The organism is Micromonospora marina (genome assembly GCF_900091565.1).
GTDB classification, from domain to species: Bacteria; Actinomycetota; Actinomycetes; order Mycobacteriales; family Micromonosporaceae; genus Micromonospora; species Micromonospora marina.
The window spans coordinates 25,814-52,336 of the sequence record NZ_FMCV01000022.1 but is presented as its reverse complement, the minus strand read 5'-3'; the positions used below and the strand labels follow the sequence as shown (position 1 = coordinate 52,336).

Here is a 26,523-nt window from a genome sequence, read left to right as displayed (position 1 = left end):
CCCATGGTGCTCCACGTCCGGGGTCAGCCGAAGGTGGCCGCCAGGATGTCCAGGCCCCGGCCCAGCTCGTCGTCGGAGATGACGAGCGGAGGCAGGAACCGCAGCACGTTGCCGTAGGTACCGCAGGTCAGCGTGAGCAGCCCGGCCGCGTGGCAGGCCGCCGAGATCGCCGCCGTGGCGGCCGGGTCCGGGGTCAGCGTGCCGGGCCGCACGATCTCCACGGCCAGCATCGCCCCCCGGCCGCGTACCTCGGCCACCCGCGGGTCGCCGACGGCGATCGCGTCCAGCCGCTCGCCCATCACCGCGCCGATCCGGCGCGCGGCGGCGGTCAGGTCCAGCTCCCGCATCGTCTCCATCGCCGCGAGCGCGGCGGCGCAGGCGATCGGGCTGCCGCCGTACGTGCCACCGAGGCCGCCGACGTGCACCGCGTCCATCAGGTCGGCACGGCCGGTCACCGCCGCCAGCGGCAACCCGCCCGCGATGCCCTTCGCCAGCGTCACCAGGTCCGGCTGCACGCCCTCGTGCGCACAGGCGAACCAGTCACCGGTGCGGCAGAAACCCGTCTGGATCTCGTCGGCGACGAACACCACCCCGGCCGCCGTCGCCCACTCGCGCAGCGCCGGCAGGAAACCCGGCGCGGGTACGACGAAACCGCCCTCGCCCTGAATCGGCTCGATCAGCAGCGCGGCCACGTTCTCCGCGCCCACCTGCTTCTCGATCATCTCGATCGACCGGGCCGCCGCGGTGGCGCCGTCCAGCCCGCCGTCGCGCAGCGGGTACGACATCGGCACCCGGTAGACCTCACCGGCGAACGGCCCGAACCGGTGCTTGTACGGCATGTTCTTCGCGGTCAGCGCCATGGTCAGGTTGGTCCGGCCGTGGTACGCGTGGTCGAACACCACCACCGCGGGCCGCCCGGTCGCGTGCCGGGCGATCTTCACCGCGTTCTCCACCGCCTCGGCACCGGAGTTGAACAACGCCGAGCGCTTCTCGAACCCGCCCGGGGTCAGCGCGTTGAGCTGCTCGCAGACCGCCACGTACGACTCGTACGGCGCGACCATGAAGCAGGTGTGGGTGAACCGTTCGACCTGCGCGCGTACCGCCTCGACCACGCGCGGCGCGGAGTTGCCCACGTTGGTGACGGCGATGCCGGCCGCGAAGTCGATCCACTCCCGGCCGTCCACGTCGGTGATCGTGCCGCCGCCCGCCCGGTCCACGTACGCGGGGATCGTGCTGCCCACGCCCCGCGCCACCGCCCCGACCCGGCGCTTGTGCAGCTCCTCGCTTGTCGCCACGGGGATCAGCCCTCGATGTTGTGCATGACGTGCTTGACCCGGGTGTAGTCCTCCAGGCTGTAGACCGACAGGTCCTTGCCGTGGCCGGAGTGCTTGAAGCCGCCGTGCGGCATCTCCGAGACGAACGGGATGTGCGTGTTCACCCAGACACAGCCGAAGTCCAGCCGTCGCGTCATCCGCATGGCCCGGCCGTGGTCGCGTGTCCACACCGACGCGGACAGGCCGTAGTCCACACCGTTCGCCCAGCGCACCGCCTCGTCCTCGTCGGAGAACCGCTGCACGGTGATTACCGGCCCGAACACCTCGTCCTGGATGATCTCGTCGGTCTGGCGTACGCCGGAGACCACAGTCGGGGCGTAGAAGAAGCCGCGCCCGCCGACCCGGGCACCGCCGGTGGTGACGTCCGCGTGGTCCGGCAGGCGGTCCACGAAGCCGCTCACCCGGGCGAGCTGGTTGGCGTTGTTCAGCGGGCCGTAGAGCACGTCGGCGTCGTCCGGCGCGCCGGTGCGGGTGTTGCGGGCCTGCTCGGTCAGCGCGGCCACGAAGTCCTCGTGGATGCCCGGACCGGTGAGCACCCGGGTCGCAGCCGTGCAGTCCTGGCCGGCGTTGAAGTAGCCGCCCACCGCGATCGCCTCGGCCGCCGCCGTCACGTCGGCGTCGTCGAAGATCACCACCGGGGCCTTGCCGCCCAGCTCCAGGTGGGTCCGCTTCAGGTCCGGCGCCGCCGCGGCGGCGACCTCCATGCCCGCCCGGGTCGAGCCGGTGATCGACACGAGCTGCGGCGTCGGGTGGGAGACCAGCGTACGGCCGGTGTCGCGGTCGCCGCAGACCACGTTGAACACACCCGGGGGCAGGTGCTCGGCGGCGATCTCGGCCAGCAGCAGCGTCGACACCGGTGTGGTGTCCGACGGCTTCAGCACCACCGCGTTGCCGGCCGCCAGCGCGGGGGCGATCTTCCAGACCGCCATCATCAGCGGGTAGTTCCAGGGCGTCACCTGGGCGCAGACGCCGATCGGCTCGCGCCGCACGTACGAGGTGTGCCCGGCCATGTACTCGCCGGCCGAGCGCCCCTCCAGCAGGCGGGCCGCCCCGGCGAAGAAGCGCAACTCGTCCACCGCGGGCGGCAGCTCCTCGTCGGTGGTGAGCTGCCGGGGCTTGCCCGTGTTGCGGACCTCCGCGTCGACCAGCTCGGCGGCCCGCGACTCCACCGCGTCGGCGAACTTCAGCAGCGCCCGCTGCCGCTCGGCCGGCGTGGTGTCCCGCCAGGTCTCGAACGCGGCGGAGGCGGCCTTCATCGCCGCGTCCACGTCCGCCGCTCCGGAGACCGGGGCCTGGGCGAAGACCTCGCCGGTGCACGGGTCGATCAGGTCGGCGTAGCCGCCGTCCACCGGGTCGACGTACTCGCCGTCGACGAAGTTGCGCAGCTGCTGCTGGTCGCTCATCAGAAGTCTCCGAGAGGGTGGCCGGGGAGGGGGTCAGCGGAGGTTATCGCAATCTGACTGCCATCTTGGCTACTAAATCCGAGGCAGACAAGGGTTTGAGCAACTGTTTCCGCGTGGGTGCCTGTGGTCTAGGCTGCCGGTCGTGGAGCCGAGAGCCTTCTACGTCGCCGGTCGCCCCGCCCACGGCGAGGACGAGCTGACAGTCACCCACCCGTACGACGGTCAGGCGGTGGGGCGTACCACGCTCGCCACGCCCGGCCAGGTCGAAGCCGCAGTCGCGGGCGCCGCCCGGGTGACGGCGGAGGCCGCGGCCCTGCCCGCACACGCCCGCGCGGCCGCCCTGGACCACGTCTCCCGCCGGCTCGCCGAGCGGGCCGACGAGGTCGCCGCGCTGATCACCGCCGAGAACGGCAAGCCGGTCAAGTGGGCCAAGGCCGAGGTGGGGCGCGCGATCTCCACCTTCCGCTGGGCGGCCGAGGAGGCCCGCCGCTTCTCCGGCGAGTTGCAACGGCTCGACACCGACCCGGCCGCCACCGGGCGGATCGCCCTGGTCCGGCGCGTGCCGCGCGGCCCGGTGCTCGGCATCACCCCGTTCAACTTCCCGCTCAACCTGGTCGCTCACAAGGTCGCCCCGGCGCTCGCCGTCGGCACCCCGATCGTGGTCAAGCCGGCACCGGCGACCCCGCTGACCGCGCTGCTGCTCGGCGAGATCCTGGCCGAGACCGACCTGCCCGAGGGCATGTTCTCGGTGCTGCCGCTGCCGAACGAACGCGCCGCCGAACTGGTCACCGACCCCAGGCTGCCGGTGGTGTCGTTCACCGGCTCCGGACCGGTCGGCGCGGCCATCCGCCGGGCCGCGCCGGACAAGCACGTCACGCTGGAACTCGGCGGCAACGCCGCGGTGGTGATCTGCGAGGACTGGGCGGCGGACGAGGACCTGACCTTCGCCGCGCACCGCATCGCCACGTTCTCCAACTACCAGGCCGGGCAGTCGTGCATCGCGGTGCAGCGGGTCTACGTGCACGAATGGCTCTACGACGGTTTCCTGCCCCGGCTCGTCGCGGCGGTGCAGGCGCTGCGCACCGGCGACCCGCGATCCGAACTGACCGACGTCGGCCCGCTGGTGTCGGTCGAGGCGGCGCAGCGCGTCGAGACCTGGGTCGACGAGGCGGTCGCCGCCGGTGCCACCATCGAGGCCGGCGGGCGGCGCGACGGCGCCACCTACCCGCCCACTGTGCTCAGCGGCGTGCCCGCCGACGCGAAGGTGTGCGCCGAGGAGGTGTTCGGGCCGGTGCTGGTGGTCGCCCCGGTCGCGGGCGACCGGGCCGCGTTCGCCGCCGTCAACGACTCCGCGTACGGGCTCCAAGCCGGCGTCTTCACCCACCGGCTCGACGTGGCGTTCGACGCCGCCCGGACGCTGGAGGTCGGCGGCGTCATCGTCGGGGACGTGCCGTCCTACCGGGCCGACCAGATGCCGTACGGCGGCACGAAGGGCTCCGGAGTCGGGCGGGAAGGGCTACGCAGCGCCATGGACGACTACACCGAGCCGCGGGTCACGGTGCTGACCGGCGTGGCCCTCTGAGCGCTCGCCCGCCGCTCACCAGGTGCCGTCGTCGCGCACCCGGGCGGGAGCGCGGCCGAGCAGCAGGGTGGTGAGGGCGGCGTCGATGTCGGCGCCGAGGAACCACTCGCCGGCCTGGTCGAGAGCGAAGATCCGGCCGTGCTCGTCGACCGCGAGGATGCTCTCCTGACGTTCGCTGCCGAGCGGGAACAGGCGGGCGCCCAGGACGGCGGCGAAGTCGGCGAGCGAGTCGGCGGTGTGCGCGGCCCGCAGCGGATTCGTGGTGAACCGGCTGATCCAGACCTGCTCCCCGGGCCCGCGCCGTCGACTCAGCACGGCCGGGAACGCGGTGAGCGCCGCCTCGGCGGCAGGGAAGGGCTCATGCCGGTGATGCTGCCCCGCGATCTCCTTCGTCTCGGTCATCGCACCCATCGCGAGCGCTTCGTTGAACATGCTGATCTGCCAGCCGCCGTCGATGAGGGCGTGGGCGACCTCGTCCGGGAAACGCCCAGGTTCGACGACCTCGCGCGGCTCCGGTCGCCATTCCTCGACGAAGGCCAGGTCGGACCACGGCAGCACCGCGAACCGCACCAGGAACCGGACACATGAGTCGCAGGGAAGATCTGCCTGCCCGCCCAGCGGATCGCCCGGCTCGCGACTGCGATACACCTCGATCCGGCCGGTGCCGAGCAGGTCGCGTACGTCCTCCATGGACAGCGGTGGCAGACCCTCGGCGGCGCGGCGGTGGTCGTGCTCGTACAGCGCGTCGGATACCACGACCATCTCGGCGTGCCGCTCCCCACCGCGTACGAGATGGCCTGCGGGCAGCTCGTCCAGGTAGGACTGGACGAGCGGATGGTGGCGCACCTCGATGTCGCCCTTCGCGCCCTGCGCGACGTGCTGCCGGCTGTCGACCATGAGGTGCGCCGCCGCGCCGGGCGTGGGCAGGCGGGTCAGCTCACGCAGCAACTGGGCGGCCGGATCGACGGTACGCGGAGCGCGCGGCTCGGCCGGACGCCGCTGCCGGTACATCCGCTCGACCGCCGCAGCCGGCACTCGGGGCCAGGTGGACACCTCGCCGGTCTCCTTGTCGATCACAGTGGTCGGCAGGTCGCCGGGTAGCGCCCGGGCCTCGGTGGACACGGTGGACTGCACCACGTAGCCCAGGTCGAACTCCTCGACCTCGGGCATGCAGGGAAAACCGAGGCGGTCGGAGTCGCGCCGGGCCCACACGGAGGCGATCTGCTCGGCCTGCTGTCGCTCGATCACCACCTGAAATTACCGGACCCCACGGATTTCGTGGCACCCGGTATGGTCGGCCCTACCCACGGTGACGGAAGGGGAAGCGACGGTGGCCGAGAGTGCGGACCGGGATGCGAACCGTGCACTACGCGCGCGATTCGACGAGGTGTACGGCCAATACCAGCGCTTGCGGTCCGGCCTGGACGACCTCCAGACCAAGCTGGCGAAGTTGCGGGTCACCGAACGCTCCGACGACGGTCAGGTGACCGCCGTCGTCGGCGCGCGAGGCGAGCTGATCAGCGTCGAGGTGAGCCCGGCGGCATTCCACGACCGGGACGCCCGGGCGTTGAGCCGGAAGATCACCGAGACCGTGCTGCGCGCCTCCACTGCGGCGACCACCGCCACTCGCGAGCTGGTCTCCGACTATCTGCCGCCGGGCTCCCCATCGGTCGAGTTCCTGCGTACCCATGACTTCGGCGCGCTGCTCGGCCGATCCGACTCCGTGCTGGCCCGCGGCGAGTGACAGGTGGCCGGGGGAGAGATCTGGCTGGACCCGGACCGGGCCCGCCGCGGCGGCGCCGACCTGGCGCTGTCGGGGCGGGCGGTGAGCGCGGCCCGGCGGGAGACGGGCGAGCCGATCGCCGCCGCGAGCGCCCAGCGGCCCTGGGGCCGGGACGACATCGGAGCCGCGTTCGACAAGCACTACCAGGGCTACGCCGAGACGCTGCTGCGCGCGTGGGAGCTTCTCGGCCGGTCGCTGGAGGGGCTCGGGTCGGACGTCGTCCGCTCGGTCACGGCCACCGTGGAGACGGACCTGAGCAGCGCCCGTGACCTCGGAAAGATCCCGCAGCAAGGGCACGACCCCCATCGGCCCCGGCGCTGACCACCGGAGGACCCGCGCGTGAGCATCCTGCCCAGCCCGATCCCGCATCCGCTCGACTTCTGCCCGTGGGATCTGCCCGGCTGGATCTACGAGGCGCTCGACTGGGTGGTCGGCGTCGAATGGCCGGAGGGCAACGAGCGTGCCGTCTGGGACCTGGCCGACCAGTGGTACGGCGTGGCCGGTGTCCTGACCCGTCCGCGCGACGACGCGGTCACCGCCGCCGGCGAGGTCAAGAGCGGGTACGGGGGAGTCGGCCTGGTCGCCGGTGCGTTCGACACGGCCTGGCACAAGCTCGCCGAAGGCGAGGACGCGCCGCTGCACGTCCTGGTCGCGGCCACCGAAGAGCTGGCACGCCTGGTCGACTCCTGCGGCTGCGACATCGAGGGCGCGAAGATCGAAGCCTGGATCGAGCTGGGCATCCTGGTCATCGAGTTGCTGTCCCTGGCGGTCGTCACGGTGCTCACCCTGGGTGCCGCCTCGCCGGCGGCGGCCGCCGCGATCACCGCCACGCGGGTCGTGGTGCAGCAGATCTTCAAGCGGCTGGTGGCCCAACTCGCCCGCAAGGCGGCCAAGCAGGGCCTCAAGGAGACGGGCGAACGGGCCGCCAAGGAGGTGGCCAAGTCCGGTGCCCGCACGCTCGCTCGACGGGCCGCGATCGGTGGCCTGTTGGAGGCCGGCCAGGAGGCGGGCACCAGCCTCGGTACGCAGGCGTACCAGAACTCCACCGGCCGGCGGGACGGCCTCGACCTGACCGACGTGAGCACGTCGGCGCTCGGCGGATTCGCCGGCGGCGCGGTCGCACCGCTCGCCGGGCTGGGCCGGCACGCCAACGGCCGGTTCGCGGAGGTCGGCGAGCGGTTCGGGCGGGAGATGGCCGGGGAGACTCTCGCCGAGACCGCGGCGGGTCTGGCGACCGGCCAGGGTCCGTCACTGGAGGACCTGGCGCGCGCGGCGGCATCCGGTGCGACCGGCTCCGCCACCAATCAGGCGGACTCGGCGCTGCAACGCCGCCTCGACGGGCAACTGAGCGGACTGACGGTGTCGCCGGTCGGCCTGGATGTGCCGATCGCCACCGATCCCGTCGGGCCGATCCCGGTCCAGCGGGCCGCCGAGCCGATCGTTCACAATGGCGGTGACACGATGGCGGGAGCCGTTTCCACGCCACCTCCGCACGTCACGCCCCAGGCCGCGAGCCCGCACCCGCTCGCCGTGGACCTGCCTCGCCAGGCGCCGGAGCCGACGCCGCCGATCGGCGATGCCGTCCCGCACGACACGGCGCGCCCGACAGTCACCACGAGCCCCACGTTGTCCTCGGTGATCACGGACGCGCCCGTCGCGACGTCCCCGTCGATCGCGCCCGGAGTCCACGACGGCGCAGGTTCGGTAGCGACGTCGATCGATCACCCTGCGCCGTCCGTAAACAATCCGATCCAGGCCGCAGCCGCACCGACGACATTGCCTGCACCGTCTGCCGACCACCCGCAGGTCGCGACGCCACCCACGACGGACCGCGCCGCCCCCATCAGCAATGGAGGTCAGGCAGGGCCGCCTCCGGTCGCACCGGTCAGCCCTCAGTCGGGGCCGCATCCGGGAGCGCCGGCCGTCGGACCCGAGCCCCGACCGGGGCCGAGCCCCCGTTTTCCGCTGCTGGAGTCCTTGGCTCCGCTTCGCGATCCCACCGACTCCCCGGGGCCCCAGCCTGGTCCGTTCGATGTCCAGTCACGGCCCCGTGAGACCGCCGAGCAGCGTGCCGCGCGGCTGAAAGCCGATCGGGAGGGCCTCGATCGGCGGCGCTACCAGGGCTACCTCCAGTCTCAACGTGCCCTGCACGAGGAGAACAGGCGACAGGCGCAGATCAAGGAGCTACGTGATCTCGCCGAACAGCATTACGAGGCGGCGCGATGGCTCCTCACGCAGGCACACGAGCTGCGCCGAACCGGGCGACACGACCTCGCTGACCGGCACGTGTGGGAGGGGCGGCGGCGAGAGCGCCTGCACTATCGAGCCGTCGACGAGGTGGAGGCAGTCCGTGCCGGCCAGCGTCTGCCGCGCGAGGTGATGGTCGAGGACGACCTCGACTTCTATCGCATCAACGACGACGTGGCGGACCTGGCCGTCGGAGCGGTGGAGACGGCCGACCACTCCGCGCTCACCGGCCACGGCCACCCCGAGCCGATCGACAGGTCCCGGCCCTACGGCCGCCGGGGAGGACTCCGGCCTCCGCTCGCGCTGCACCAGACCGACCTCGAACGGCAGATGCCCCGCAACCCTGACGGCAGCGTGACGCGTACCGCCGATCCCCGGCGCGGCGGCTGGTTCCGTCTCGCGAACGACGGCGGACCGGCGGCCGACGCCACCCGGGGAATCAACTGCCTCGACTGCACGCTGTCGCTGTTCGAAACCTGGGTGCACGGGCGGCCGCGCGTCGCTGCGCCGCGTACGTTCGACGGTTACCTGCACGGCGACGTGAACCGGCCGGTGGGTGGCGAGGCGGACGGGCCGCTGCGGGTCGAGCAGACGACCGGCGGCCGGTTCCAGAACCTCTGCCGGCCGGACCGGCCCGGTGTCACCGGCCGGGACCGGCAGCTGCTGGTGGACGGCGGTTACCGAGACCTGTACGCGCAGCTCGCGTCGGGCGGCCACGGCAGCTACGCGTTCCTCATCACCAGCTTCGAGGGCGGCGGCTCGCACGCGTGGGTGGCGCTGAACCAGGACGGCACGATCCTTTTCGTCGACCCGCAGACGGGCGACGTGGCGGACCGGCCGATCTACCACCACAGCGGCCGTCCAGCCCGCAGCAACGTGGTCGGCGTCGACGCTCTGGTGCTCGGCCCCGACGGCCGGCCGATGCCGCTCACCGGCCGCCCGCCCGGCACCTACAACGTCCTGCCCGAGCCGCTACCCCGTCCGGCGCCGCCACGGCCGCCGGCGCCGCCGCCGATCGCCGACGGCCACGTCCCGGACTTCAACCACGTCCACCTGCTCGGCGAGTCCACCACCTTCCACCGCCACGCCGACGGACCGATGCCGGGCAGCGCGCCGCCGGGCGAGCCGGAACCGGCCCGGGTACGCGAGGAACACCGGCAGGCGCACGCCGACCGGATCGCCGCCGGTCTCTACGTGCGCGACGCGCTCGCGCAGAGCGGGAACTTCGACGACGCCTTCGCCGCCGGCGTGACGCCGGTCGAGTTGGCGCAGCACGCCGACGTGCCGACGCTGCGGCGGCTCGTGCCCGGGCTGGACGAGAGTTCCGCCGCCGACCTCAACCGGTTGTTCGCCGATCCGCGCGTCCAGCGGATGCTCGACCAGAGCTGGGAGGCTCCGCCGCGACGGGAGGAGTTGCTGGCCGAGACGTTGGTGCGGCAGTTCGCGGAGCGGCCCGACCTGGTCCGGATGATCCTGGCGACGCCGGAACTCGCCAACTCGCTGACCGCCCGACCGCTGACCCTGCACCACCTGGCCAGCCACCAGCAGGCCATCGACGTACTGAATGACGTGTTGGTGGAGATACGAGACCGCGGCTCCGAGGTTGTGGCCACTGCACCCACACCCTCGATCGAGCCGACCCCGCTCAGCCCACACCAGATACAGGTGAGCAGTCGCTTCGATGGCGAACGGTCGGTGGCTGTCCAGCCGAGCTTTGACAAGTCCCGCTCCGGCGATCTCGCATATCGAAGGCGGTATTTGGATCACCTATACCAGGAGGCCGTGGCCGCCCAGCGAGAACTTGATTCGCTGGGGCGTGAACTGGCCGGTCTGTCGGCAAACGGGGCGGCGTATAAGCCACGACCCGGACCGAAGGATCGCGTGCGAGCTGAGGACAAGATCAATCGGAATGGCGGCAATGCTGCTCGCCTCCGCGACCTTGCTGCAGGGCGGGTCGCATACCAAACGCTTGACGACCTGTATGCCGGGCTGGCCGAACTGAGCAATAACCCTCGTTTCCAGGTGGCGGAGTTCAGTGACCGCTTCCGGGAGCCCCAGGACAGCGGATATCGAGATGTTCAGTTCTTGGTCCAGACCTCGACGGGGCACATCGGTGAGTTTCGTCTTCATCTGGCGGCGCTTGACCAGGTGGCGGAGTGGGAGCACTCGTTGTTCGAAGTTTGGCGTGACCTGGAGGCAGTCCCTAGGAGCGAGGCCCGTAGCCTGTCTGCCACGGAGGTAGCGATCCGGAAGGGCATTGTCCGACGGCAGCGTGAGTACTTCTGGGCCGCGCTTCAATCGACCTTGAACGGTGAGCGGCAGTGACAGATGCAGTGGCTGAACTTGGCCTCGCGGGCTACTACGACTACTACGACAATCCGGTGAAGTTCGTTCCGACCTCCGGCGGTGGCCTCGCCGCGTGGCGGCTCGACCTCACCACGGGCGGCTGGCGCGCTGCGAACGACATCATCGATGAAATCATCTTCGCCAGAGAGCAGGAAATTTTCGTGCTCTCGCCCGAGCGGTTCGTGCAACGGGTCGAAGAAGAGCGGGGCCTGAGCCTGAGCGGAGAGGGGCCGGTCTTCGCGCTCTACGAGACGGTCCGGGCGATCGCGGCGCCTGCCATCGCCGAGAGGCGACCGTTCACCACGGAGGAAGCGGCTCTCATCAAGGGGATCCGGCGGCGGACCTTCGTGATGTTCGAGGAGCAGCTCCAGCAGGCCGGCGACCCCGCAGCCGACCCCACCATCGCCTCCTGAGAAGCGCCCGGACCGTCATGCCCTCCCCGCAAGACTCACCCGTGCCCTATGTGCCGCCCGCGGACGTGGCGGAGGCGCGACGCGTACAGGAGGAGTTGCGGTCCCGGGTGGACCTGGTCGGGCCCGGTCCCGCCGCGCCCGCGACGGTGGCCGGGCTGGACGTGGCGTACGGGCAGGACGGTGACCTGCTCGCGGCGGCCGTCACGGTCCTGGACGCGGCCACCCTCGACGTGGTCGACGAGGCGGTGTGCGTGGGGCGGCCCGCCTTCCCGTACGTGCCGGGGCTGTTCGCGTTCCGCGAGATGCCGGCGTTGCTGGCGGCGCTGGACCGGCTCACCACCCGTCCTGAGCTGCTGGTCTGCGACGGGCACGGGCTGGCGCATCCGCGCCGGTTCGGGCTGGCCTGTCACCTGGGCCTGGTGACCGGGCTGCCCACGATCGGGGTGGGCAAGACGCCGCTCGTCGGCACGTGGACCGGGCCCGGCCCGGGGTGACAGCGCCGACCTGCGTGACAGGGGCGAGCTGGTCGGGCGGGTGCTGCGGACCCAGGACGGTGTCCGGCCGGTCTTCGTGAGCGTCGGGCACCGGATGGGGTTGGGCGACGCGGTGGACCGGGTACTGGCACTGACGCCCCGGTACCGGCTGCTGGAGACCACCCCGGACGGCTGACCGGCTCTGCCGGCGGGCCCTCGCCGAGGCAGGCGCATCGGGCGGTTACCTGGGCGGGCGGTGATCGCGTGGCACGGCGCACATGTGGCGTGCTCGATGCGCGGGTGCCCCGAGTGGCCGGTAGTAACCTGACCGGCGGATCCGGTCCGGACGCAATGGTGAGGTGGAGATGTCGTTGAGGCGGCACGCGGCGCGGTGGGCCATGGTCGGCGCGTTGCTGGGTGGCCTGATCGCCGTCCCGGCGGCACCGGCGTCGGCGCGGGACGACCGGGTGGGACTGCGGTCGGCGAACAGCTTCACCGCCGGCGGTCCGCCGGGCACGGTGGCGGTCGAGGTGCGCAAGCGCACGGACGGCTGCGTGCAGTTGCGTACCGCTGTCGGGCTCCGGTTGGAGGGCCTGCGGGCGGATCAGGTGCGGGTGCAGGTGGCATCCGGGGGCCGATGGGTTCCGGTGCAGGTCTCCGGCGACGGCGGCGCCCTCGCCACCGCCACGGTCGCGCCGGTCGACCGGCCGCTGTGCAAGGGCAAGGGCGTCACCGTGCGCTACCAGGTGACCTTCCTGGCCGGCACCGTCGGCGGGAAGCTGGAGCTGGCCGGTGAGGCGAGCGCGGCGAACGGGGAGGTGCTCGGCCGGGCCGATGGGTCGGCCCGGCTGGTGGGCGCCCCGCGCACCCCGAGTCCCAGCCCGTCCCGCAAGCCCTCGCCGACGCCCAGCGCGAGCGAGACCACGGCGGCTGAGGCGACCGACACGTCGCCGGTGGCCGCCGCCGTCGCCCCGCCCACCGCCGCGGCCGACGACTCGTCGTTCGGAGGTTCCATGATCATGTGGTTCGGTATCGGACTGGTGCTCGCCGGCGCCGCTCTCATCGTCCTGCTGCTGCGCCGCAACCGCGCCGACCGCACCGGCGACGGCCCGGACGCCGGCCCCCCGCCGGTCCCGCTGCCGCGCAGCACCACCACCTACCGGTCCGGCACGCCCGGACCGGCCCCCACGGTGTACGGGGGCGCGACGCCGCCCCGCCCGCCCGGCAACGTGTACGGCGCGCCCGCGCCCGCCCCGGCGTCACCGCCCCCGGCGGGTGGGGACGCGACGAGCGTGTTGCCCCGCTTGCCGGACTGAGCCGGAACCCGACCCGCTCCCGGGGTTACCGTGACGGTGGGTGTTCGCACCGTTGCCCGACGCTTGTCACCCGTCCGGGCGGAGGACGGAACACCGGGGCCGAACGGGGCCCGGTGCCGGGGCCGCCCGGCCGATAAGATCGCGTGCGCCGACCGGCACCGCCGGCCGGTGAGACCGCATACGTGGAAGGAGCCGCGCCGTGGCCCTGGATCCGCAGTTGCTCGACATCCTCGCCTGCCCGGACACGCACCACGCCCCGCTCGACTACGACGCGCAGGCGCAGACGCTCACCTGCGCCGAGTGCGGTCGCATCTTCGAGGTCCGGGACGACGTTCCGGTGCTCCTGCTGGACGAGGCGCGCGGTGGACCCGCCGCCGACGAGGCGCGGGGCGGGTCGTCGCGGTGATGGAGGGTACGGCCGGGGTCAGCGGCCACCGGCACGCCGACGAGGCTCTGCTGGACGACGCGGCGCAGCTCTCCGAGCGGGATCCGGGCGGCATGCTCCGGTTCACCGCGTCCGCGGGCGCCCAGGTGCGCGAGTCGGCGGCGCTGACCGCCGAGGCGAACCTGTCGGTGCTCGCCGACGACGGGCGACCCCGCGCGGTGGTCATCGCCGGCATCGGCACCGCCGGGCGTACCGGTGACGTGCTGGCGACAGTCGCCGGGCCGCGCTGCCCGGTGCCGGTCATCCCGCACCGCAGCGCCGGCGTGCCGGGCTGGGTGGGCGCGGCGGACGTGGTCATCGCGGTGAGCGCGTCCGGCCGCAGCCCGGAGGCGCTGGGCGCGGCCGAGGCGGCGCACCGGCGCGGTGCCCGGCTGGTCGCGGTCGGCGCGCCCGACTCGCAGCTCCAGTCGGTGGCCGAGCGGGCCCGCGCGCCGTTCATCCCGGTACCCCGGCGCGCGCCGGCCCGGGCCAGCCTCTGGGCGCTCACCGTGCCGGTTCTGCTGGCCGCCCGTGCCCTCGGGCTCGTGAAGGTCAACGAGGCGGATCTGGCGGAGACGGCGGCCCGGCTGGACGCCGACGCCGATCGATGCCGGCCGACCGCCGAGTCCTTCGTCAACCCGGCGAAGTCGCTGGCCCTGGGCCTGGCCGGTTCGATCCCGATCGTGTGGGGCTCGTCCCCGCTGGCCACCGTGGCCGCCCGGCGGTTCGGCGACACGCTGTCCGCCAACGCCCGCTACCCGGTGGTCGCCGGTGCGCTGGGCGAGGCGGGCCGGGGCCGCGTCGGGCTGCTCGACGGGGTGTTCGGTGGCCTGGCCGAGGGCCAGCGGGACATCTTCGCCGACCCGGGCGACGACGAGTCCGACGGCACCCGGCTGCGGCTGGTGCTGCTGCGCGACGGCGGGCTCAACGCCGACGACGACACCGACGAGCCGCTGGCGGTCGAGGAGCGCCGCGCGGACGCGGTGCAGACGCTCGCCGAGCGGCGGGGGGTGCGCTGCGACGTGGTGACCGCCGAGGGCGGCTCCGCGCTGGAGCGGCTCGCGTCGCTGGTCGCGGTCCCCGACTTCGCCTCGATCTACCTGGCCCTGGCACACGGGCTGGATCCGATGGCGGTACCGGCCATCACGGAGATGAAGGAGCTGGCGAACCAGTGAGCGCACGGGGCATCGAGCGAGGCGGGGAATGAGCGCGAACGGGGGCACGAAGGCGATCGTCGCCGCGCTGGCGGCGAACCTCGGCATCGCCGTCACCAAGTTCATCGCGTTCGCCCTCACCGGCTCGTCGTCGATGCTCGCCGAGTCGATCCACTCGGTGGCCGACTCGGGCAACCAGGGCCTGCTGCTGCTCGGCGGCCGGCGGGCCAAGCGGCAGGCCACGCCGCAGCACCCGTTCGGGTACGGCCGGGAGCGCTACATCTACGCGTTCATCGTGGCGATCGTGTTGTTCAGCCTCGGTGGCCTGTTCGCGCTCTACGAGGCGTACCACAAGGCCTCCGACCCGCACCCGATCGAGAGCTGGCAGTGGGTGCCGGTGGCGGTGCTGGTCGCGGCGATCGTGATGGAGAGCTTCTCCTTCCGTACCGCGATCAAGGAGTCCAACCTGGTCCGGGGCAACCAGACCTGGGTGCGGTTCATCCGCCGGGCCAAGGCCCCGGAGCTGCCGGTGGTGCTGCTGGAGGACCTGGGCGCGCTCGTTGGTCTGGTCTTCGCGTTGTTCGGCGTCGGCATGACGCTGATCACCGGCAACGGCCTGTGGGACGCGGCGGGCACCGCGATGATCGGCGTCCTGCTCGTGGTCATCGCGATCACGCTGGCGATCGAGACCAAGAGCCTGTTGCTCGGTGAGGGTGCCGAGCAGGGCGAGCTGACCAAGATCGAGCAGGCCGTGACGAGCGGCCCCGAGGTGGAGCGGATCATCCACATGAAGACGCTCTACCTCGGCCCGGAGGAGCTGATGGTGGCCGCGAAGATCGCGGTGCCGGCCTGGGAGACCGCCCAGGATCTGGCCCGCGACATCAACGCGGTCGAGGCGCGGATCCGCAGCGAGGTCCCCAGCGCCCGGGTGATCTATCTGGAGCCGGACATCTACTCGGCGGAGGCGGAGCGGGCGGGCACCGGGCAGGCGGCGGACACCGCCGTGCGGGAGGCCGCGACCACCGGCGAGGCGCATCCGGCCGGCGAGGTGGCCGGGCGACCCGGGAGCTGACTGATGGAGTTGTTGCAGGGCCGGATCCGGGACTACGCCTGGGGCTCGCGTACCGCGATCGCCGAGTTGCAGGGGCGGCCGGTGCCGAGCGACGGGCCGGAGGCGGAGCTGTGGCTGGGCGCCCACCCGGGCGCCCCGGCCACCGTGCAGCGCGACGGCCGGCCGGTCAGTCTCACCGAGCTGCTGGTGGCCGAGCCGGGCCACTGGTTGGGTGAGCGGCTGGTCGGCCGGTTCGGCACCCGGCTGCCGTTCCTGCTGAAGGTGCTCGCCGCCGACACACCGCTGAGCCTCCAGGCGCATCCGGACGCCGAGCAGGCCCGCGCCGGGCACGCCGCCGACGTCGGACGGGTCAACTACGTCGACCCGTACCACAAGCCGGAGCTGCTGGTGGCGCTTTCGGAGTTCGAGGCGCTGTGCGGCTTCCGCGACCCGGGGGAGTCGGCGGCGGCGATCGCCGCGTTCGGCGTACCCGCGCTGGAGCCTGTGGTGGCGGCGTTGCGTGACGGGCCGGCGGGGCTGCGGGAGGCGGTACGCCTGCTGCTGAGCTGGCCCCGGGCGGAGCGGGCCGGGCTGGTGGCGGCCGTGCTGGCGGCGGCGGAGGCCGGGCCGGACTCGGCGGACGCCGGGCTGGTCCGCACGCTGGCGGCCGGCTACCCGGACGACCCGGGCGTGGTGGTGGCGTTGCTGCTGCACCACGTCCGGCTGGCGCCCGGCGAGGGTATCTGGATGCCGGCCGGGAACCTGCACGCCTACCTGCGTGGCACCGGCGTCGAGATCATGGCGGCCAGTGACAACGTGCTGCGCGGCGGGCTCACCGCGAAGCGGGTCGACGTGGACGAGCTGCTGCGGGTGCTCCGGTTCGAGGTGCTGACCGAGCCGGTGCTGGGGCCGGAGCAGGTGGAGCCGGGTGTGCTGACCTGGCCGGTGCCGGTGGAGGACTTCGCACTGCACCGGGTCGAGGTGGCCGCCGGGTCGCCCGGGGTGCGGCTGACGCTGCCCGGGCCGCGGGTGGTGCTGTGCCGGTCCGGGAAGCTGTCAGTGGACGACGGTGTGGGCGTGGTGACGCTGGACGCGGGTCAGGCCGCGATCGGTGCGGCGGCCGGTGGCCCGTTGACGGTGGCCGGGGCGGGCGAGGCGTTCGTCGCCACTTGCGGCATGCACTGATCCGCGCAAGTCCGACTTTCCCGAAATGACTTGACGGTCACGCTGGGTGGTGTGACTCTGTGGGTACGCAACGTTGTCGCGACGAAGGTCCGGTGACGTGCGGGGGAACCAAACCGGGGGGATGCGCGGGGCGGCCGGGCCGTGAGTGGAAAGTCCGCTCACCACCGACCGCCCCGTGCGCTGTCCGCCGACCGGCCGATTGCGCGGTCGGCCAACCGGGCACGGGTCGAGTGGCCCGCGAGCGTAAGGTGGAAGGCTGCGCACCACCATCGTTCGACAGGAGCTTCCATGACCAGCACCCTCCCGGCGGCCTCCAGCGGCGCGTCGTCGCAGGCCCGGCCGAGCACCCTCGCCGAGGGCGACTACAAGGTGGCGGATCTGTCGCTCGCCGCGTTCGGGCGCAAGGAGATCCGGCTCGCCGAGCACGAGATGCCCGGCCTGATGGCGATCCGGCGTGAGTTCGCCGAGGCCCAGCCGCTGGCCGGCGCCCGCATCACCGGTTCGCTGCACATGACCGTCCAGACCGCCGTCCTGATCGAGACCCTGGTCGCGCTCGGCGCGCAGGTCCGGTGGGCGTCCTGCAACATCTTCTCCACCCAGGACCACGCCGCCGCGGCGATCGTGGTCGGCCCCGAGGGCACCCCGGAGGCGCCGGCCGGCGTGCCGGTCTACGCCTGGAAGGGCGAGACCCTGCCGGAATACTGGTGGTGCACCGAAATGGCGCTGACGTGGCCCGACGGCTCAACTGGCGAGGCCGGCGGTGGCCCGAACATGATCCTCGACGACGGCGGCGACGCCACCCTGCTCGTCCACAAGGGCGCCGAGTTCGAGAAGGCCGGCGTCGTGCCGCCGGTCGAGTCGGCCGACTCCGAGGAGTACGCGGTCATCCTCGAACTGCTGCACCGTTCGCTGGCCTCCGACGGTCAGCGGTGGACCCGGATCGCCGCCGGGATCAAGGGTGTGACCGAGGAGACCACCACCGGTGTGCACCGGCTCTACGAGATGCACCGCGCCGGCACGCTGCTCTTCCCGGCCATCAACGTCAACGACTCGGTGACCAAGAGCAAGTTCGACAACAAGTACGGCTGCCGCCACTCGCTCATCGACGGCATCAACCGCGCCACCGACGTGCTGATCGGCGGCAAGATGGCCGTGGTCATGGGCTACGGCGACGTGGGCAAGGGCTGTGCCGAGTCGCTGCGCGGCCAGGGTGCCCGGGTCGTGGTGACCGAGGTCGACCCGATCTGCGCGCTCCAGGCGGCGATGGACGGCTACCAGGTCGCCACGCTCGACGACGTGGTGGAGCAGGCCGACATCTTCATCACCGCGACCGGCTGCTTCGACGTCATCACCAACGAGCACATGGCCCGGATGAAGCACCAGGCCATCGTGGGCAACATCGGCCACTTCGACAACGAGATCGACATGGCCGGCCTGGCCAAGCGCAGCGACGTGACCCGGGAGAACATCAAGCCGCAGGTCGACGTGTGGCGCTTCGACGACGGCCACGCGATCATCGTGCTCTCCGAGGGCCGCCTGCTGAACCTGGGCAACGCCACCGGCCACCCGAGCTTCGTGATGTCGAACTCGTTCGCCAACCAGACGATCGCCCAGATCGAGCTGTTCACCAAGACCGACGAGTACCCGATCGGCGTCTACGTGCTGCCCAAGCACCTGGACGAGAAGGTCGCCCGGCTGCACCTGGACGCGCTCGGCGCGAAGCTGACCACGCTGACCAAGGAGCAGGCCGCCTACCTGGGCGTCTCCCCGGAGGGCCCGTTCAAGTCGGACCACTACCGCTACTGAGTCCCACGCTCCCGGAAGGGACCGGGGTCGGCCGCCGCGCGGCCGTCCCCGGTCCCTCTTCGCGTACGCGCCGCCGCGCACTGGTAGGGGCGGGGGCTGTTCGGCTGAGCCCGGCTCAGCGGCGTACCGGATCGGCGCCCGGGTCCGGCACGGCGGACCGCAACCGGCCGGTGGCCGGTGCGGCGGGACGAAGGGCGGCCGGCGCGGCGGCGTGCGGCACGGCGGCCGGGGGCGGGACCAGCTCCGGCCAGAGCGCGGCGGTGACCGCCCGGGCGCGGCCCAGCCGGCGCGCGGCCCGGCGCCCCCGCTCGGCCAGCACGGCGGACAGGTAGACCCAGTCCGGCGCGGACCACGGTGGAGGCGGCGAGGTGACCGCCGCGACCTCCACCCACAACGCCCGGCCCAGCCGGGAACGGTCCGGCTCGGCGAGCTGGGGCAGCCGATCCAGGTACTGGCGGGCGGCCAGCGCCAGCCCGTCGTCGAACCGGGTCAGGTCGAGCGTGGCCGCCCAGGCCAGCAGCGGCAGCGGAGCCGGCGGCAGCGGCCGCCACAGCGCGGCGCCGCGGCTGTGCACCACGAGCGTGCCGGCGACCAGATCGCCCAGGCGCCGGCCACGCGGATCGGTGAGCATCACCGTGACGCTCGCGAACCAGCTCAGCAGCGGCAGCACCAGCCCGGGCCACTCCACCGCGACGCCCACGAGCGCCCGGGTCAGCGACTGGCCGACACCCACCGGCCCGCCGTCGGCCCGCACCACCCGCAGCCCCACGACCAGTTTGCCCACCGTCCGGCCACCGGCGAAGCGTTCCATCGCCACCGGATAACCGAGCAGGACCAGCACCAGCAGCACGATCTGGAGCGCGCGGGCCAGCGCGGCGTCGAGGACGTCGCCCAGCAGAGCGAGCGCCACCATCGCCAGGACCGCGCCGAGCAGCAGGAACAGCACGAGCTGGATCACCGCGTCGATCAGCAGGGCGAGCACCCGGGAGCCCAGCCGGGCCACCCGGACGTCCAGCTCCACCGCCTCGCCGCTGACCAGACCGGCGTCGGCCCAACGGGGCGGTGGGGTAGGTTGCGCGCGCACCCCGACAGTGAACACCATGGACGCCGAACGGGGGAGGATGAGTGGATCTCGACGCGTACGTGGCCGAGCACGGCGCCGAATGGCGGCGGCTGGAACACCTGACCGGCCGGCGTCGCCTCGACGCGGCCGAGGTCGACGAACTGGTGGCGCTCTACCAGCGCAGCGCCACGCATCTCTCCGCGCTGCGCGCCCGGGCACCCGAGCCGGCGCTGGTGAACCGCCTGTCCCACCTGGTCCTCGCGGCCCGCGCCCGGGTCACCGGCCGCCCCCGGCCGTCCTGGGCGGCGGTGGGCCGGTTCCTGGCCGCCGACCTGCCCGCCGCCCTCTACCGGGCCTGGCCCTGGTGGTGCGGCGTGGCCACGACGTTCAGCGGCCTGACCGCCTTCCTCATCTGGTTCGTCGCCGGCAACCCGGACACCGCCGCCGCGTTCGTCGGCCCCGAGGCGGCGCGGCAACTCGTGGACTCCGGTTTCGCCGGCTACTACACCGAGTTCGCCGCGCCCACGTTCGCCTTCCACCTGTGGACGCACAACGCCTGGCTGGCCGCCCAGTGCCTGGCCGCCGGCGTGCTCGTGGTGCCGGTGCTCTGGCTGCTGTGGCAGAACGCGCTCAACATCGGCGTGGTCGGCGGCGTGATGATCTCCTACGGCCGGGCGGACGTCTTCTTCGGCCTGATCACGCCGCACGGGCTGCTGGAGCTGACCGGCATCTTCGTCGCCGCCGGGGTCGGACTGCGGACCGCCTGGGCCTGGATCGCCCCGCCCGCGCACCTCGGGCGGGGCCGGGCGCTCGCCGAGGCGGGACGGCTCGCCGTCGTGGTCGCGGCCGGTCTGGTCGGCATCTTCGCGGTCTCCGCGCTGATCGAGGCGTTCGTGACCCCGGCGCCCGTGCCGGTCCCGCTGCGGGTGGCCGCCGGCGCCGCGGTGTGGCTGGCGTTCCTGGCGTACGCGCTGGTGCTGGGCCGGCGAGCGGTCAGAGCCGGCCGAGGGACTTGAGCCGCAGATAGGTGTCGGCCACGGCCGGGGCCAGCCGGTGCCCCGGAACGTCCACCACTGTCACGCCGTAGCGCGACAGCGCGGCGCGTACCCGGTCCCGCTCGGCCAGCGCCCGCCACGCCGACGCGGCCGCGTACGGGTCGTCCGGGCCGGCCGGGGTGGCGGTGGCGAGCCGGTTCAGCACCGGGTCGCCGGCCGCGGCCAGCACCACCCGGTGCCGGGTCGCCAGCCGGGGCAGCACCGGCAGCAGCCCGTCGCCGATCGCGCCCGCCTCCAGAGCGGTGAACAGCACCACCAGGCTGCGCTGCCGCTCCCGGCGCAGCACCTCGGCGGCGATCAGCTCGAAGTCGGTCTCGGCCAGCGCGGGCTGCAACGGCGCCACCGCGTCGACCAGCCGGGCGAGCAGCGCCGGACGACCACTGCCGGTCACCCGGGCCCGGATCTCGGTGTCCGCCGCCAGCAGGTCCACCCGGTCACCGGCCCGGGCGGCGAGCGCGGTGAGCAGCAGCGCCGCGTCGATGGCGGTGTCCAGCCGGGGCTCGTCGCCGAGGCGCACCGCGGACGTGCGGCCGGTGTCCAGGACACAGACCAGCCGCCGGTCCCGCTCCGGGCGCCAGGTGCGCACCAGCACGTCGGCGCGGCGGGCGCTGCCCCGCCAGTCGATCGAACGGACGTCGTCGCCCACCGCGTACTCGCGCAGCGTGTCGAACTCGGTGCCGTGACCGCGCCCCCGGGTCACCTGGACGCCGTCGATGACCCGCAGCCGGGCCAGCTTCTCCGGTAGGTGTCGGCGGGAGTCGAAGCGCGGCAGCACCCGCAGCGTCCACCGTGGCGTGGCGGGTGCTCCGGCGCGTTGCCGGGCGCCCAGGCGCATCGGCCCCAGCGAGCGTACGGTCAGCTCCACCGCCGGCCGGTCGCCGCGCCGGGTCGGGGTGAGCCGGACCGGCAGTGTGGCGGTGCCACCGGGCGGCACGGTGAGCAGGCGGTCCGGCGGCACGTCGGGGTGCGCCCCGGCCGACGGCACCCAGGCGTCGCGTACCTGGGCGCGGAGCGTGCGATCGGTGGGGTTGGCCAGGTGCAGCGTGACGGTGGCGGTGCCGCCGAGGCGGACCGTCCGCTCCCCGGACCGGGTCACCGTGAGCGCGTCCGGCGGGACCGCCATCGCCCGGTCGAGCAGCACCAGCAGCAGCACCGCCGAGGTCAGCACGGCGACGCCGAGGAACGGCGCCGGCCAGGCCGGCAGGGTCAGCGCGCCCGCGCCGAGCAGCAGACCCGCCCGCCAGGTCATCGCGGCGTCGGCACGGTGGCCAGCACCGAGTCCAGCACGGCGTCCGCAGTCACGCCCTCCAGCTCCGCCTCCGGACGCGGGCGCAGCCGGTGCCGCAGCGTGGGCCGGGCGACCGCCTTGACGTCGTCCGGGGTGACGTGGTCGCGACCGGCCAGCCAGGACCACGCCTTGGCGGCGTTCAGCAGCGCGGTGGCGCCCCGGGGGGACGCGCCCAGCTCCAGCGCCGGGGCGGACCGGGTGCCCCGGCACAGGTCCACGATGTAGCCGAGCACCGGCTCGGCCACGTGCACCATCCGCACCTCGGCCCGGGCGGCCGCCAGGTCCGACGCGTCGGCCACCGGGCGTACGCCCGCGGCACGCAGGTCGCGCGGGTCGAAGCCGGCGTGGTGCGCGCGCAGGACGCCCAGCTCCGCCTCGCGCTCCGGCAGCGGCACGGTCAGCTTGAGCAGGAAGCGGTCGAGCTGCGCCTCGGGCAGCGGGTAGGTGCCCTCGTACTCGACCGGATTCTGGGTGGCCACGACGATGAACGGATCGGGCAGCGGGCGGCGCTCGCCGTCGACGGAGACCTGCCGCTCCTCCATCACCTCCAGCAGCGCCGACTGCGTCTTGGGCGGGGTGCGGTTGATCTCGTCGGCGAGCAGCAGGTTGGTGAAGACCGGCCCCTCCCGGAACGTGAACGCGGCGGTGCGCTGGTCGAAGATCAGCGAGCCGGTGACGTCGCCGGGCATCAGGTCGGGGGTGAACTGCACCCGCTTGGCGTCCAGGTCGAGCGCGGCGGCAAGCGTCCGGACCAGCAGCGTCTTGGCCACCCCCGGTACGCCCTCCAGCAGCACGTGCCCCCGGCAGAGCAACGCGATCACCAGGCCGGTGACCACGGCGTCCTGCCCGACGACGGCCTTTGCCACCTCGGCGCGCAGCCGGTGCAGGGCGGCGCGGGCGCCGGACGGGGCGGTGGTCGTGACGGGTCCGGTCACCGGAGGTCTCCTTCGCTCGGATGCGGGGCCAGGGTACGGGTCAGGGCGTCCAGTTCGCGGGCCAGCTCCAGCAGCTCGCGGTCCTTCTCCGGGGCGGGGCCGTAGAGCAGGTCGGCCACCCGGTCCGGGTCGGTGCCGGCCCGCTCGGCGACCCGGGCGGCCACCTCGTCGTCGGGCGTGTCAGGGGGCAGGTTGAGCCGGGTGGTCAGCCGGTCCAGCGCGGCGGCGCGCAGCGTCCCGGCCACGGTGTCCCGGGCGCCCGCCCGGCGGTAGAGCCGCGCCCGGCCGCGCACCGTCTCGGCCGACCGGACGGTCACCGGCAGCGGCTCCGACACCGGCGGCCCGAGCCGGCGCGCCCGCCACAGCACCACGAGCAGGCCGGCCAGGGCGAGCTGCACCAGAAGGGCCCAGAACCACTGCGGGAAGGCACCCCAGAGCGGGTTCTCCCGCGGCGGGTCGGCGGCCTCGGGCGGGTTGGGCCGATCCGCCCTGCCGCTCCCGGCCGGGGCGGGTTCTCCGGTGACCGGTTCCGGGGACCAGCTCGGCCCGGTCGGGGCCGGCGCCGGCTCGGGCAGGTCGAGCCAGACCAGCGGGCGCTCGCCGCCGAGCAGGCCGGTCGCGAGCGCCTCGTTGCCCCACTCGCCGATCCGGTCGTTGCGGAACGGGTCGCTGGCGCCGGCCAGCACCACCTCGACCCGGCCGGGGACGCGCAGCAGCGCGCCGCCGTAGCAGCTGTCCACCTCGGCCGGTCCGGCGTACCGCTGGAGGTCGATCGCGGCCGGGCCGGCCCGGACCGCCTCGGGCAGCCGGCACGGCGTGCCGCCGGCGTCAGGGGGCACCGCGCGGGCGGCCCAGCGCCCGCCGGCCGGTTCGACCGGGGCCTCCAGTTCGGCGAGCACCCGCCGGGACGGCTCGACCAGCACCAACCGGCTCCCCGGCGGCAGGGTGGTGAGGTCGTCGAGCAGGTCCGGGTGCACCAGAGCGGGCGCGGGCACGAACAGCGTGCTCGGCTCCGCCCGGGCGGTACGCAGCGCCGCCTCGAACGCCGTCTCCCGGCGCAGCGGGACGCCCTGCGTCCGCAGGGCCTCGGCGAGCCGGCTCGCGCCGTCGTCGTCGGTGGCGACCGGGGACAGGAACCCGGGCTCGTCCGCGTCGGGCCGGTCGACCGCGCGCAGCACGAACGTGGTCACGAGCAGCAGCACGGCAAGCCCGAGCGGGACGAGCAGCCGGTACCGTCGCCGGCGCGGCGCCGACGTGGCCGACGTCGCGGTCTCCGGTACGACGGTGGCGGTCACCGCGGCTCCTCCCCGGTCAGCTCGCGACTCAGGTCGGTGGCGAGTTCACGCATCCGCCGGTCGTGCTCGGCGGTCGCGGGGCGCTGCGCGTACCAGAGGTCGGAGAAGATCGCCCCGGCCGCGTGCAGCGTCGGCCGGACCTGCGGCCGGGTGCGGGCCGCCGCCTCGGTCAGCTCGACGACGGTGAGCCCGGGGCGGGGCTCCACGACGTGCCGGACGACCAGGAGCCGGACCATGTCGCGCAGCCGTTCCCGGACCGCCTCGGCGTACCGGCCCTCGGCCGCCAGCCGGTCGGCCGGCCCGAGCCCGGCCGCCGCCGGTTCCGGCAGCCGGGGCGCGGGCAGGCGCACGGGCGGCGGATCGGTGCGCGGCCGACGGGCGCGCCGCCGGAGCCGGGGCAGCCGGAACCGGGGCAGCCGGAACCGGGGCAGCCGGAACCGGGGCAGCCGGGGGCGCCGCCACCGGGGAGGACCGAGCCGGGGTAACCGGCGGGGTATCCAGGCGGGGAAGAAATACCAGCCCAGTGCCACCAGCAGCGCGACCGCCAGCAGGATCAGCACGGCCAGCGGTAGCGGCACCACGTCACCGAGGGCCGCGACCGTCTCGGTCCACCACCGGCTCACCGGTGCGCCGCCAGCAGGGCCGGCTCGGGCACACCGGCCGGCGCGCGGGAGAGCCGGATGTCCAGCCCTTCGGTGCGGATCCGGGCCTCCAGGTGCAGCACCGCGTCCAGGCAGGCGAGCGCCGGGTACGCCAGCGCGTTCACCGCGGTGAACGCGACGGTCGTCACCGGTAGCGCCCAGGCGGAGACGTCGAACAGGCCCAGCATGGTGAGGCCGTGGTAGGCACCCAGCCCGATGCCGAGCCGGATCAGCCACCAGCCCAGGTAGCCCAGCAGGCGGATCGCGGCGGCCCGCGCGCTGAGCCGGCCGGCCAGGCGTACCGCCCGCCCGGGCGCCAGGTGCGCGGGCACCCCGTCCAGCACGAGCACCGGGACCACCAGGCCGAGCAGCGCGTACGCCGGGAACCAGCCCGGCCCGGTCAGCCCGGCGGCGGTGACGGTCAGCCCGACCAGCACGGCAGCCGGCAGTGCCACGCCGAGCCGGGCGCCGCGCAGCAGCTCCGACGGTGCGGGGCGGCGCCCCAGCAGCGCCGCTCCGGCACCGCGCGCGGCCGGGGCGCCGAGCAGCGCGATGATCGCGGCCTCGGTGCCCGCGCCGACGGCCAGCAGCAGCCAGTACTCGGGCAGGGTGTCGCCGAACTCCGCCGGCCACCAGGCCGGCGGCCCGGCCCCGGCGAGCGTGCGCAGCGGGTGGAGCACCGCCTGCTCGGCGAGGGCCAGCAGCAGGGCGAGCGGGACGAGCACCCGAGCCTGGTCGCGCAGCAGCAGCACGGCCGCGTCGAGCAGCTCGCCGACGGTCAGCGGACGGCGCGGCAGCACCGCGGTCGGGCCGGCGTCGGGCACGCGTACTCCTGGGCGGGGCGAGCGGAGGTGGCGGGCGGGGCGGCGCCCGGGGGATCATGGTTGCACGGCGGGTCCGCATCCGGTGGACCCGTCCGGCCCGGCGCGCCACGCTGGGCGGCCACGCCGACTGCTGTGGTGCACGGGGCCGCTCGGCGCTACGGTGCCGTGGAGACGCCGAACACTCCAGACGAACGGGGATGGAACGATAAACCCCATGAGAGCCCGGGTACTCGTGGTCGACGACGACCCCGCCCTCGCCGAGATGCTCGGCATCGTGCTGCGCAGCGAGGGCTTCGTGCCGTCCTTCGTCGCGGACGGCGAACGGGCGCTGGCCGCGTTCCGCGACAACCGACCCGACATCGTCCTGCTCGACCTGATGCTGCCGGGCATGAGCGGCATCGACGTGGCCCGCGCCATCCGGGGCGAGTCAGGCGTGCCGATCGTGATGCTGACCGCCAAGAGCGACACCGTCGACGTGGTGCTCGGGCTGGAGTCCGGCGCCGACGACTACGTGGTCAAGCCGTTCAAGCCCAAGGAACTGGTGGCCCGGATGCGGGCCCGGCTGCGCCGGGGTGAGGACGTGGCGCCGGAGATGCTGACCATCGGCCCGCCCGGCAACCAGATCACCATCGACGTGCCGGCCCACACGGTCAGCCGCGACGGCGAGGAGGTGAAGCTGACGCCGCTGGAGTTCGACCTGCTGGTCGCGCTCGCCCGCAAGCCGCGTCAGGTCTTCACCCGCGAGGTGCTGCTGGAGCAGGTCTGGGGCTACCGCCACGCGGCGGACACCCGCCTGGTCAACGTGCACGTGCAGCGGCTGCGCGCCAAGATCGAGCCGGATCCGGAGCGACCCGAAATCATCCTCACCGTGCGGGGCGTGGGCTACAAGGCGGGGACCGGATAGC

General features: G+C 73.7%; 22 protein-coding genes and 1 pseudogene. 14 read left to right on the top strand and 9 right to left on the bottom strand.

The window, feature by feature from the left end; genetic code table 11:
- Positions 1–23: 23 nt before the first annotated feature.
- The gene (gene gabT / locus GA0070215_RS22095) at positions 24–1,295 is read right to left on the bottom strand and encodes a 4-aminobutyrate--2-oxoglutarate transaminase (protein ID WP_091049316.1); all 1,272 of its coding nucleotides are present in this window, start codon (positions 1,293–1,295) and stop codon (positions 24–26) included.
- A 5-nt stretch (positions 1,296–1,300) separates the two neighbouring features.
- Positions 1,301–2,737 (bottom strand): gamma-aminobutyraldehyde dehydrogenase, encoded by a 1,437-nt coding sequence (locus GA0070215_RS22090; RefSeq protein ID WP_018787566.1) that lies wholly within the window; start codon positions 2,735–2,737, stop codon positions 1,301–1,303.
- Between the two features lie 142 nt (positions 2,738–2,879).
- Between GA0070215_RS22090 and GA0070215_RS22085 the strand changes: the two genes are divergently transcribed.
- The gene (locus tag GA0070215_RS22085) at positions 2,880–4,319 is read left to right on the top strand and encodes an aldehyde dehydrogenase family protein (protein WP_091049313.1); all 1,440 of its coding nucleotides are present in this window, start codon (positions 2,880–2,882) and stop codon (positions 4,317–4,319) included.
- A 15-nt stretch (positions 4,320–4,334) separates the two neighbouring features.
- Here GA0070215_RS22085 and GA0070215_RS22080 read toward each other — a convergent pair whose 3' ends face one another.
- Positions 4,335–5,570, bottom strand: coding sequence for an SUKH-3 domain-containing protein (locus GA0070215_RS22080; RefSeq protein ID WP_091049311.1), 1,236 nt, complete (start codon positions 5,568–5,570; stop codon positions 4,335–4,337).
- A 58-nt stretch (positions 5,571–5,628) separates the two neighbouring features.
- Here GA0070215_RS22080 and GA0070215_RS22075 point away from each other — a divergent pair, with 58 nt between their 5' ends.
- The 11 genes and pseudogenes from GA0070215_RS22075 (at position 5,629) to ahcY (ending at position 18,517) form a co-directional block, all read left to right on the top strand.
- The gene (locus GA0070215_RS22075; protein WP_244167094.1) at positions 5,629–6,063 is read left to right on the top strand and encodes a YbaB/EbfC family nucleoid-associated protein; all 435 of its coding nucleotides are present in this window, start codon (positions 5,629–5,631) and stop codon (positions 6,061–6,063) included.
- Between the two features lie 3 nt (positions 6,064–6,066).
- A complete protein-coding gene (locus GA0070215_RS22070) occupies positions 6,067–6,423 on the top strand; it encodes a hypothetical protein (protein WP_018787570.1) in 357 nt (118 codons plus the stop codon).
- An 18-nt stretch (positions 6,424–6,441) separates the two neighbouring features.
- Positions 6,442–10,674, top strand: coding sequence for a toxin glutamine deamidase domain-containing protein (locus tag GA0070215_RS22065; protein WP_091049307.1), 4,233 nt, complete (start codon positions 6,442–6,444; stop codon positions 10,672–10,674).
- Entirely contained in the window at positions 10,671–11,108 is a 438-nt protein-coding gene (locus GA0070215_RS22060; protein WP_244167092.1) for a hypothetical protein, read from the top strand. Before GA0070215_RS22065 ends, GA0070215_RS22060 begins: the two co-directional genes overlap by 4 nt.
- 17 nt (positions 11,109–11,125) lie before the next feature.
- Positions 11,126–11,841, top strand: a pseudogene (locus GA0070215_RS22055) (endonuclease V).
- Positions 11,842–11,946: 105 nt separating this feature from the next.
- On the top strand, positions 11,947–12,897 hold the full coding sequence (locus GA0070215_RS22050) for a hypothetical protein (protein ID WP_091049434.1): 951 nt from the start codon (positions 11,947–11,949) through the stop codon (positions 12,895–12,897).
- A 199-nt stretch (positions 12,898–13,096) separates the two neighbouring features.
- Positions 13,097–13,303 carry a Trm112 family protein gene (locus tag GA0070215_RS22045; RefSeq protein ID WP_018787574.1) on the top strand — a complete coding sequence of 69 codons (207 nt, stop codon included), beginning with the start codon at positions 13,097–13,099 and terminating at the stop codon, positions 13,301–13,303.
- Positions 13,300–14,496, top strand: a complete 1,197-nt coding sequence (locus tag GA0070215_RS22040) for an SIS domain-containing protein (RefSeq protein ID WP_026268416.1) — start codon at positions 13,300–13,302, stop codon at positions 14,494–14,496. Before GA0070215_RS22045 ends, GA0070215_RS22040 begins: the two co-directional genes overlap by 4 nt.
- A 28-nt stretch (positions 14,497–14,524) precedes the next feature.
- On the top strand, positions 14,525–15,547 hold the full coding sequence (locus GA0070215_RS22035) for a cation diffusion facilitator family transporter (protein WP_091049300.1): 1,023 nt from the start codon (positions 14,525–14,527) through the stop codon (positions 15,545–15,547).
- A 3-nt stretch (positions 15,548–15,550) separates the two neighbouring features.
- A complete protein-coding gene (manA, locus tag GA0070215_RS22030) occupies positions 15,551–16,711 on the top strand; it encodes a mannose-6-phosphate isomerase, class I (protein WP_091049297.1) in 1,161 nt (386 codons plus the stop codon).
- A gap of 288 nt (positions 16,712–16,999) precedes the next feature.
- Positions 17,000–18,517, top strand: a complete 1,518-nt coding sequence (ahcY, locus tag GA0070215_RS22025; RefSeq protein ID WP_091049293.1) for an adenosylhomocysteinase — start codon at positions 17,000–17,002, stop codon at positions 18,515–18,517.
- A gap of 115 nt (positions 18,518–18,632) precedes the next feature.
- Here ahcY and GA0070215_RS22020 read toward each other — a convergent pair whose 3' ends face one another.
- Positions 18,633–19,601, bottom strand: coding sequence for an RDD family protein (locus GA0070215_RS22020; protein WP_244167091.1), 969 nt, complete (start codon positions 19,599–19,601; stop codon positions 18,633–18,635).
- 41 nt (positions 19,602–19,642) lie between these two features.
- On the opposite strand from GA0070215_RS22020, the gene GA0070215_RS22015 reads away from it, so the two are divergent.
- Positions 19,643–20,596 (top strand): stage II sporulation protein M, encoded by a 954-nt coding sequence (locus GA0070215_RS22015; RefSeq protein ID WP_091049284.1) that lies wholly within the window; start codon positions 19,643–19,645, stop codon positions 20,594–20,596.
- On the opposite strand, the gene GA0070215_RS22010 is transcribed toward GA0070215_RS22015, so the two are convergent.
- From GA0070215_RS22010 to GA0070215_RS21990, 5 genes are read right to left on the bottom strand one after another with little or no spacing between them, the layout of a single operon-like run.
- The gene (locus GA0070215_RS22010; protein WP_091049269.1) at positions 20,574–21,884 is read right to left on the bottom strand and encodes a DUF58 domain-containing protein; all 1,311 of its coding nucleotides are present in this window, start codon (positions 21,882–21,884) and stop codon (positions 20,574–20,576) included. The two genes, GA0070215_RS22015 and GA0070215_RS22010, sit on opposite strands and share 23 nt — an antisense overlap.
- A complete protein-coding gene (locus GA0070215_RS22005; RefSeq protein ID WP_018787582.1) occupies positions 21,881–22,858 on the bottom strand; it encodes an AAA family ATPase in 978 nt (325 codons plus the stop codon). The genes GA0070215_RS22010 and GA0070215_RS22005 overlap by 4 nt, the downstream gene beginning before the upstream one ends.
- Positions 22,855–24,153, bottom strand: a complete 1,299-nt coding sequence (locus tag GA0070215_RS22000; protein ID WP_091049265.1) for a DUF4350 domain-containing protein — start codon at positions 24,151–24,153, stop codon at positions 22,855–22,857. Before GA0070215_RS22000 ends, GA0070215_RS22005 begins: the two co-directional genes overlap by 4 nt.
- Positions 24,150–24,776: a DUF4129 domain-containing protein gene (locus tag GA0070215_RS21995; RefSeq protein ID WP_091049260.1), complete on the bottom strand. Its 627-nt coding sequence runs from the start codon at positions 24,774–24,776 to the stop codon at positions 24,150–24,152. The genes GA0070215_RS22000 and GA0070215_RS21995 overlap by 4 nt, the downstream gene beginning before the upstream one ends.
- Positions 24,773–25,618: a hypothetical protein gene (locus GA0070215_RS21990; protein WP_091049257.1), complete on the bottom strand. Its 846-nt coding sequence runs from the start codon at positions 25,616–25,618 to the stop codon at positions 24,773–24,775. The genes GA0070215_RS21995 and GA0070215_RS21990 overlap by 4 nt, the downstream gene beginning before the upstream one ends.
- 214 nt (positions 25,619–25,832) lie before the next feature.
- On the opposite strand from GA0070215_RS21990, the gene mtrA reads away from it, so the two are divergent.
- On the top strand, positions 25,833–26,522 hold the full coding sequence (gene mtrA, locus GA0070215_RS21985; RefSeq protein ID WP_013284210.1) for an MtrAB system response regulator MtrA: 690 nt from the start codon (positions 25,833–25,835) through the stop codon (positions 26,520–26,522).
- Position 26,523: the final 1 nt, after the last annotated feature.

Coding starts and splice junctions, on each gene's coding strand:
- GA0070215_RS22090 (WP_018787566.1), bottom strand. CDS start 2,737: ATGAGCGACCAGCAGCAGCTGCGCAACTTCGTCGACGGCGAGTACGTC.
- GA0070215_RS22050 (WP_091049434.1), top strand. CDS start 11,947: ATGTCGTTGAGGCGGCACGCGGCGCGGTGGGCCATGGTCGGCGCGTTG.
- GA0070215_RS22035 (WP_091049300.1), top strand. CDS start 14,525: ATGAGCGCGAACGGGGGCACGAAGGCGATCGTCGCCGCGCTGGCGGCG.
- manA (WP_091049297.1), top strand. CDS start 15,551: ATGGAGTTGTTGCAGGGCCGGATCCGGGACTACGCCTGGGGCTCGCGT.
- ahcY (WP_091049293.1), top strand. CDS start 17,000: ATGACCAGCACCCTCCCGGCGGCCTCCAGCGGCGCGTCGTCGCAGGCC.
- GA0070215_RS22010 (WP_091049269.1), bottom strand. CDS start 21,884: ATGACCTGGCGGGCGGGTCTGCTGCTCGGCGCGGGCGCGCTGACCCTG.
- mtrA (WP_013284210.1), top strand. CDS start 25,833: ATGAGAGCCCGGGTACTCGTGGTCGACGACGACCCCGCCCTCGCCGAG.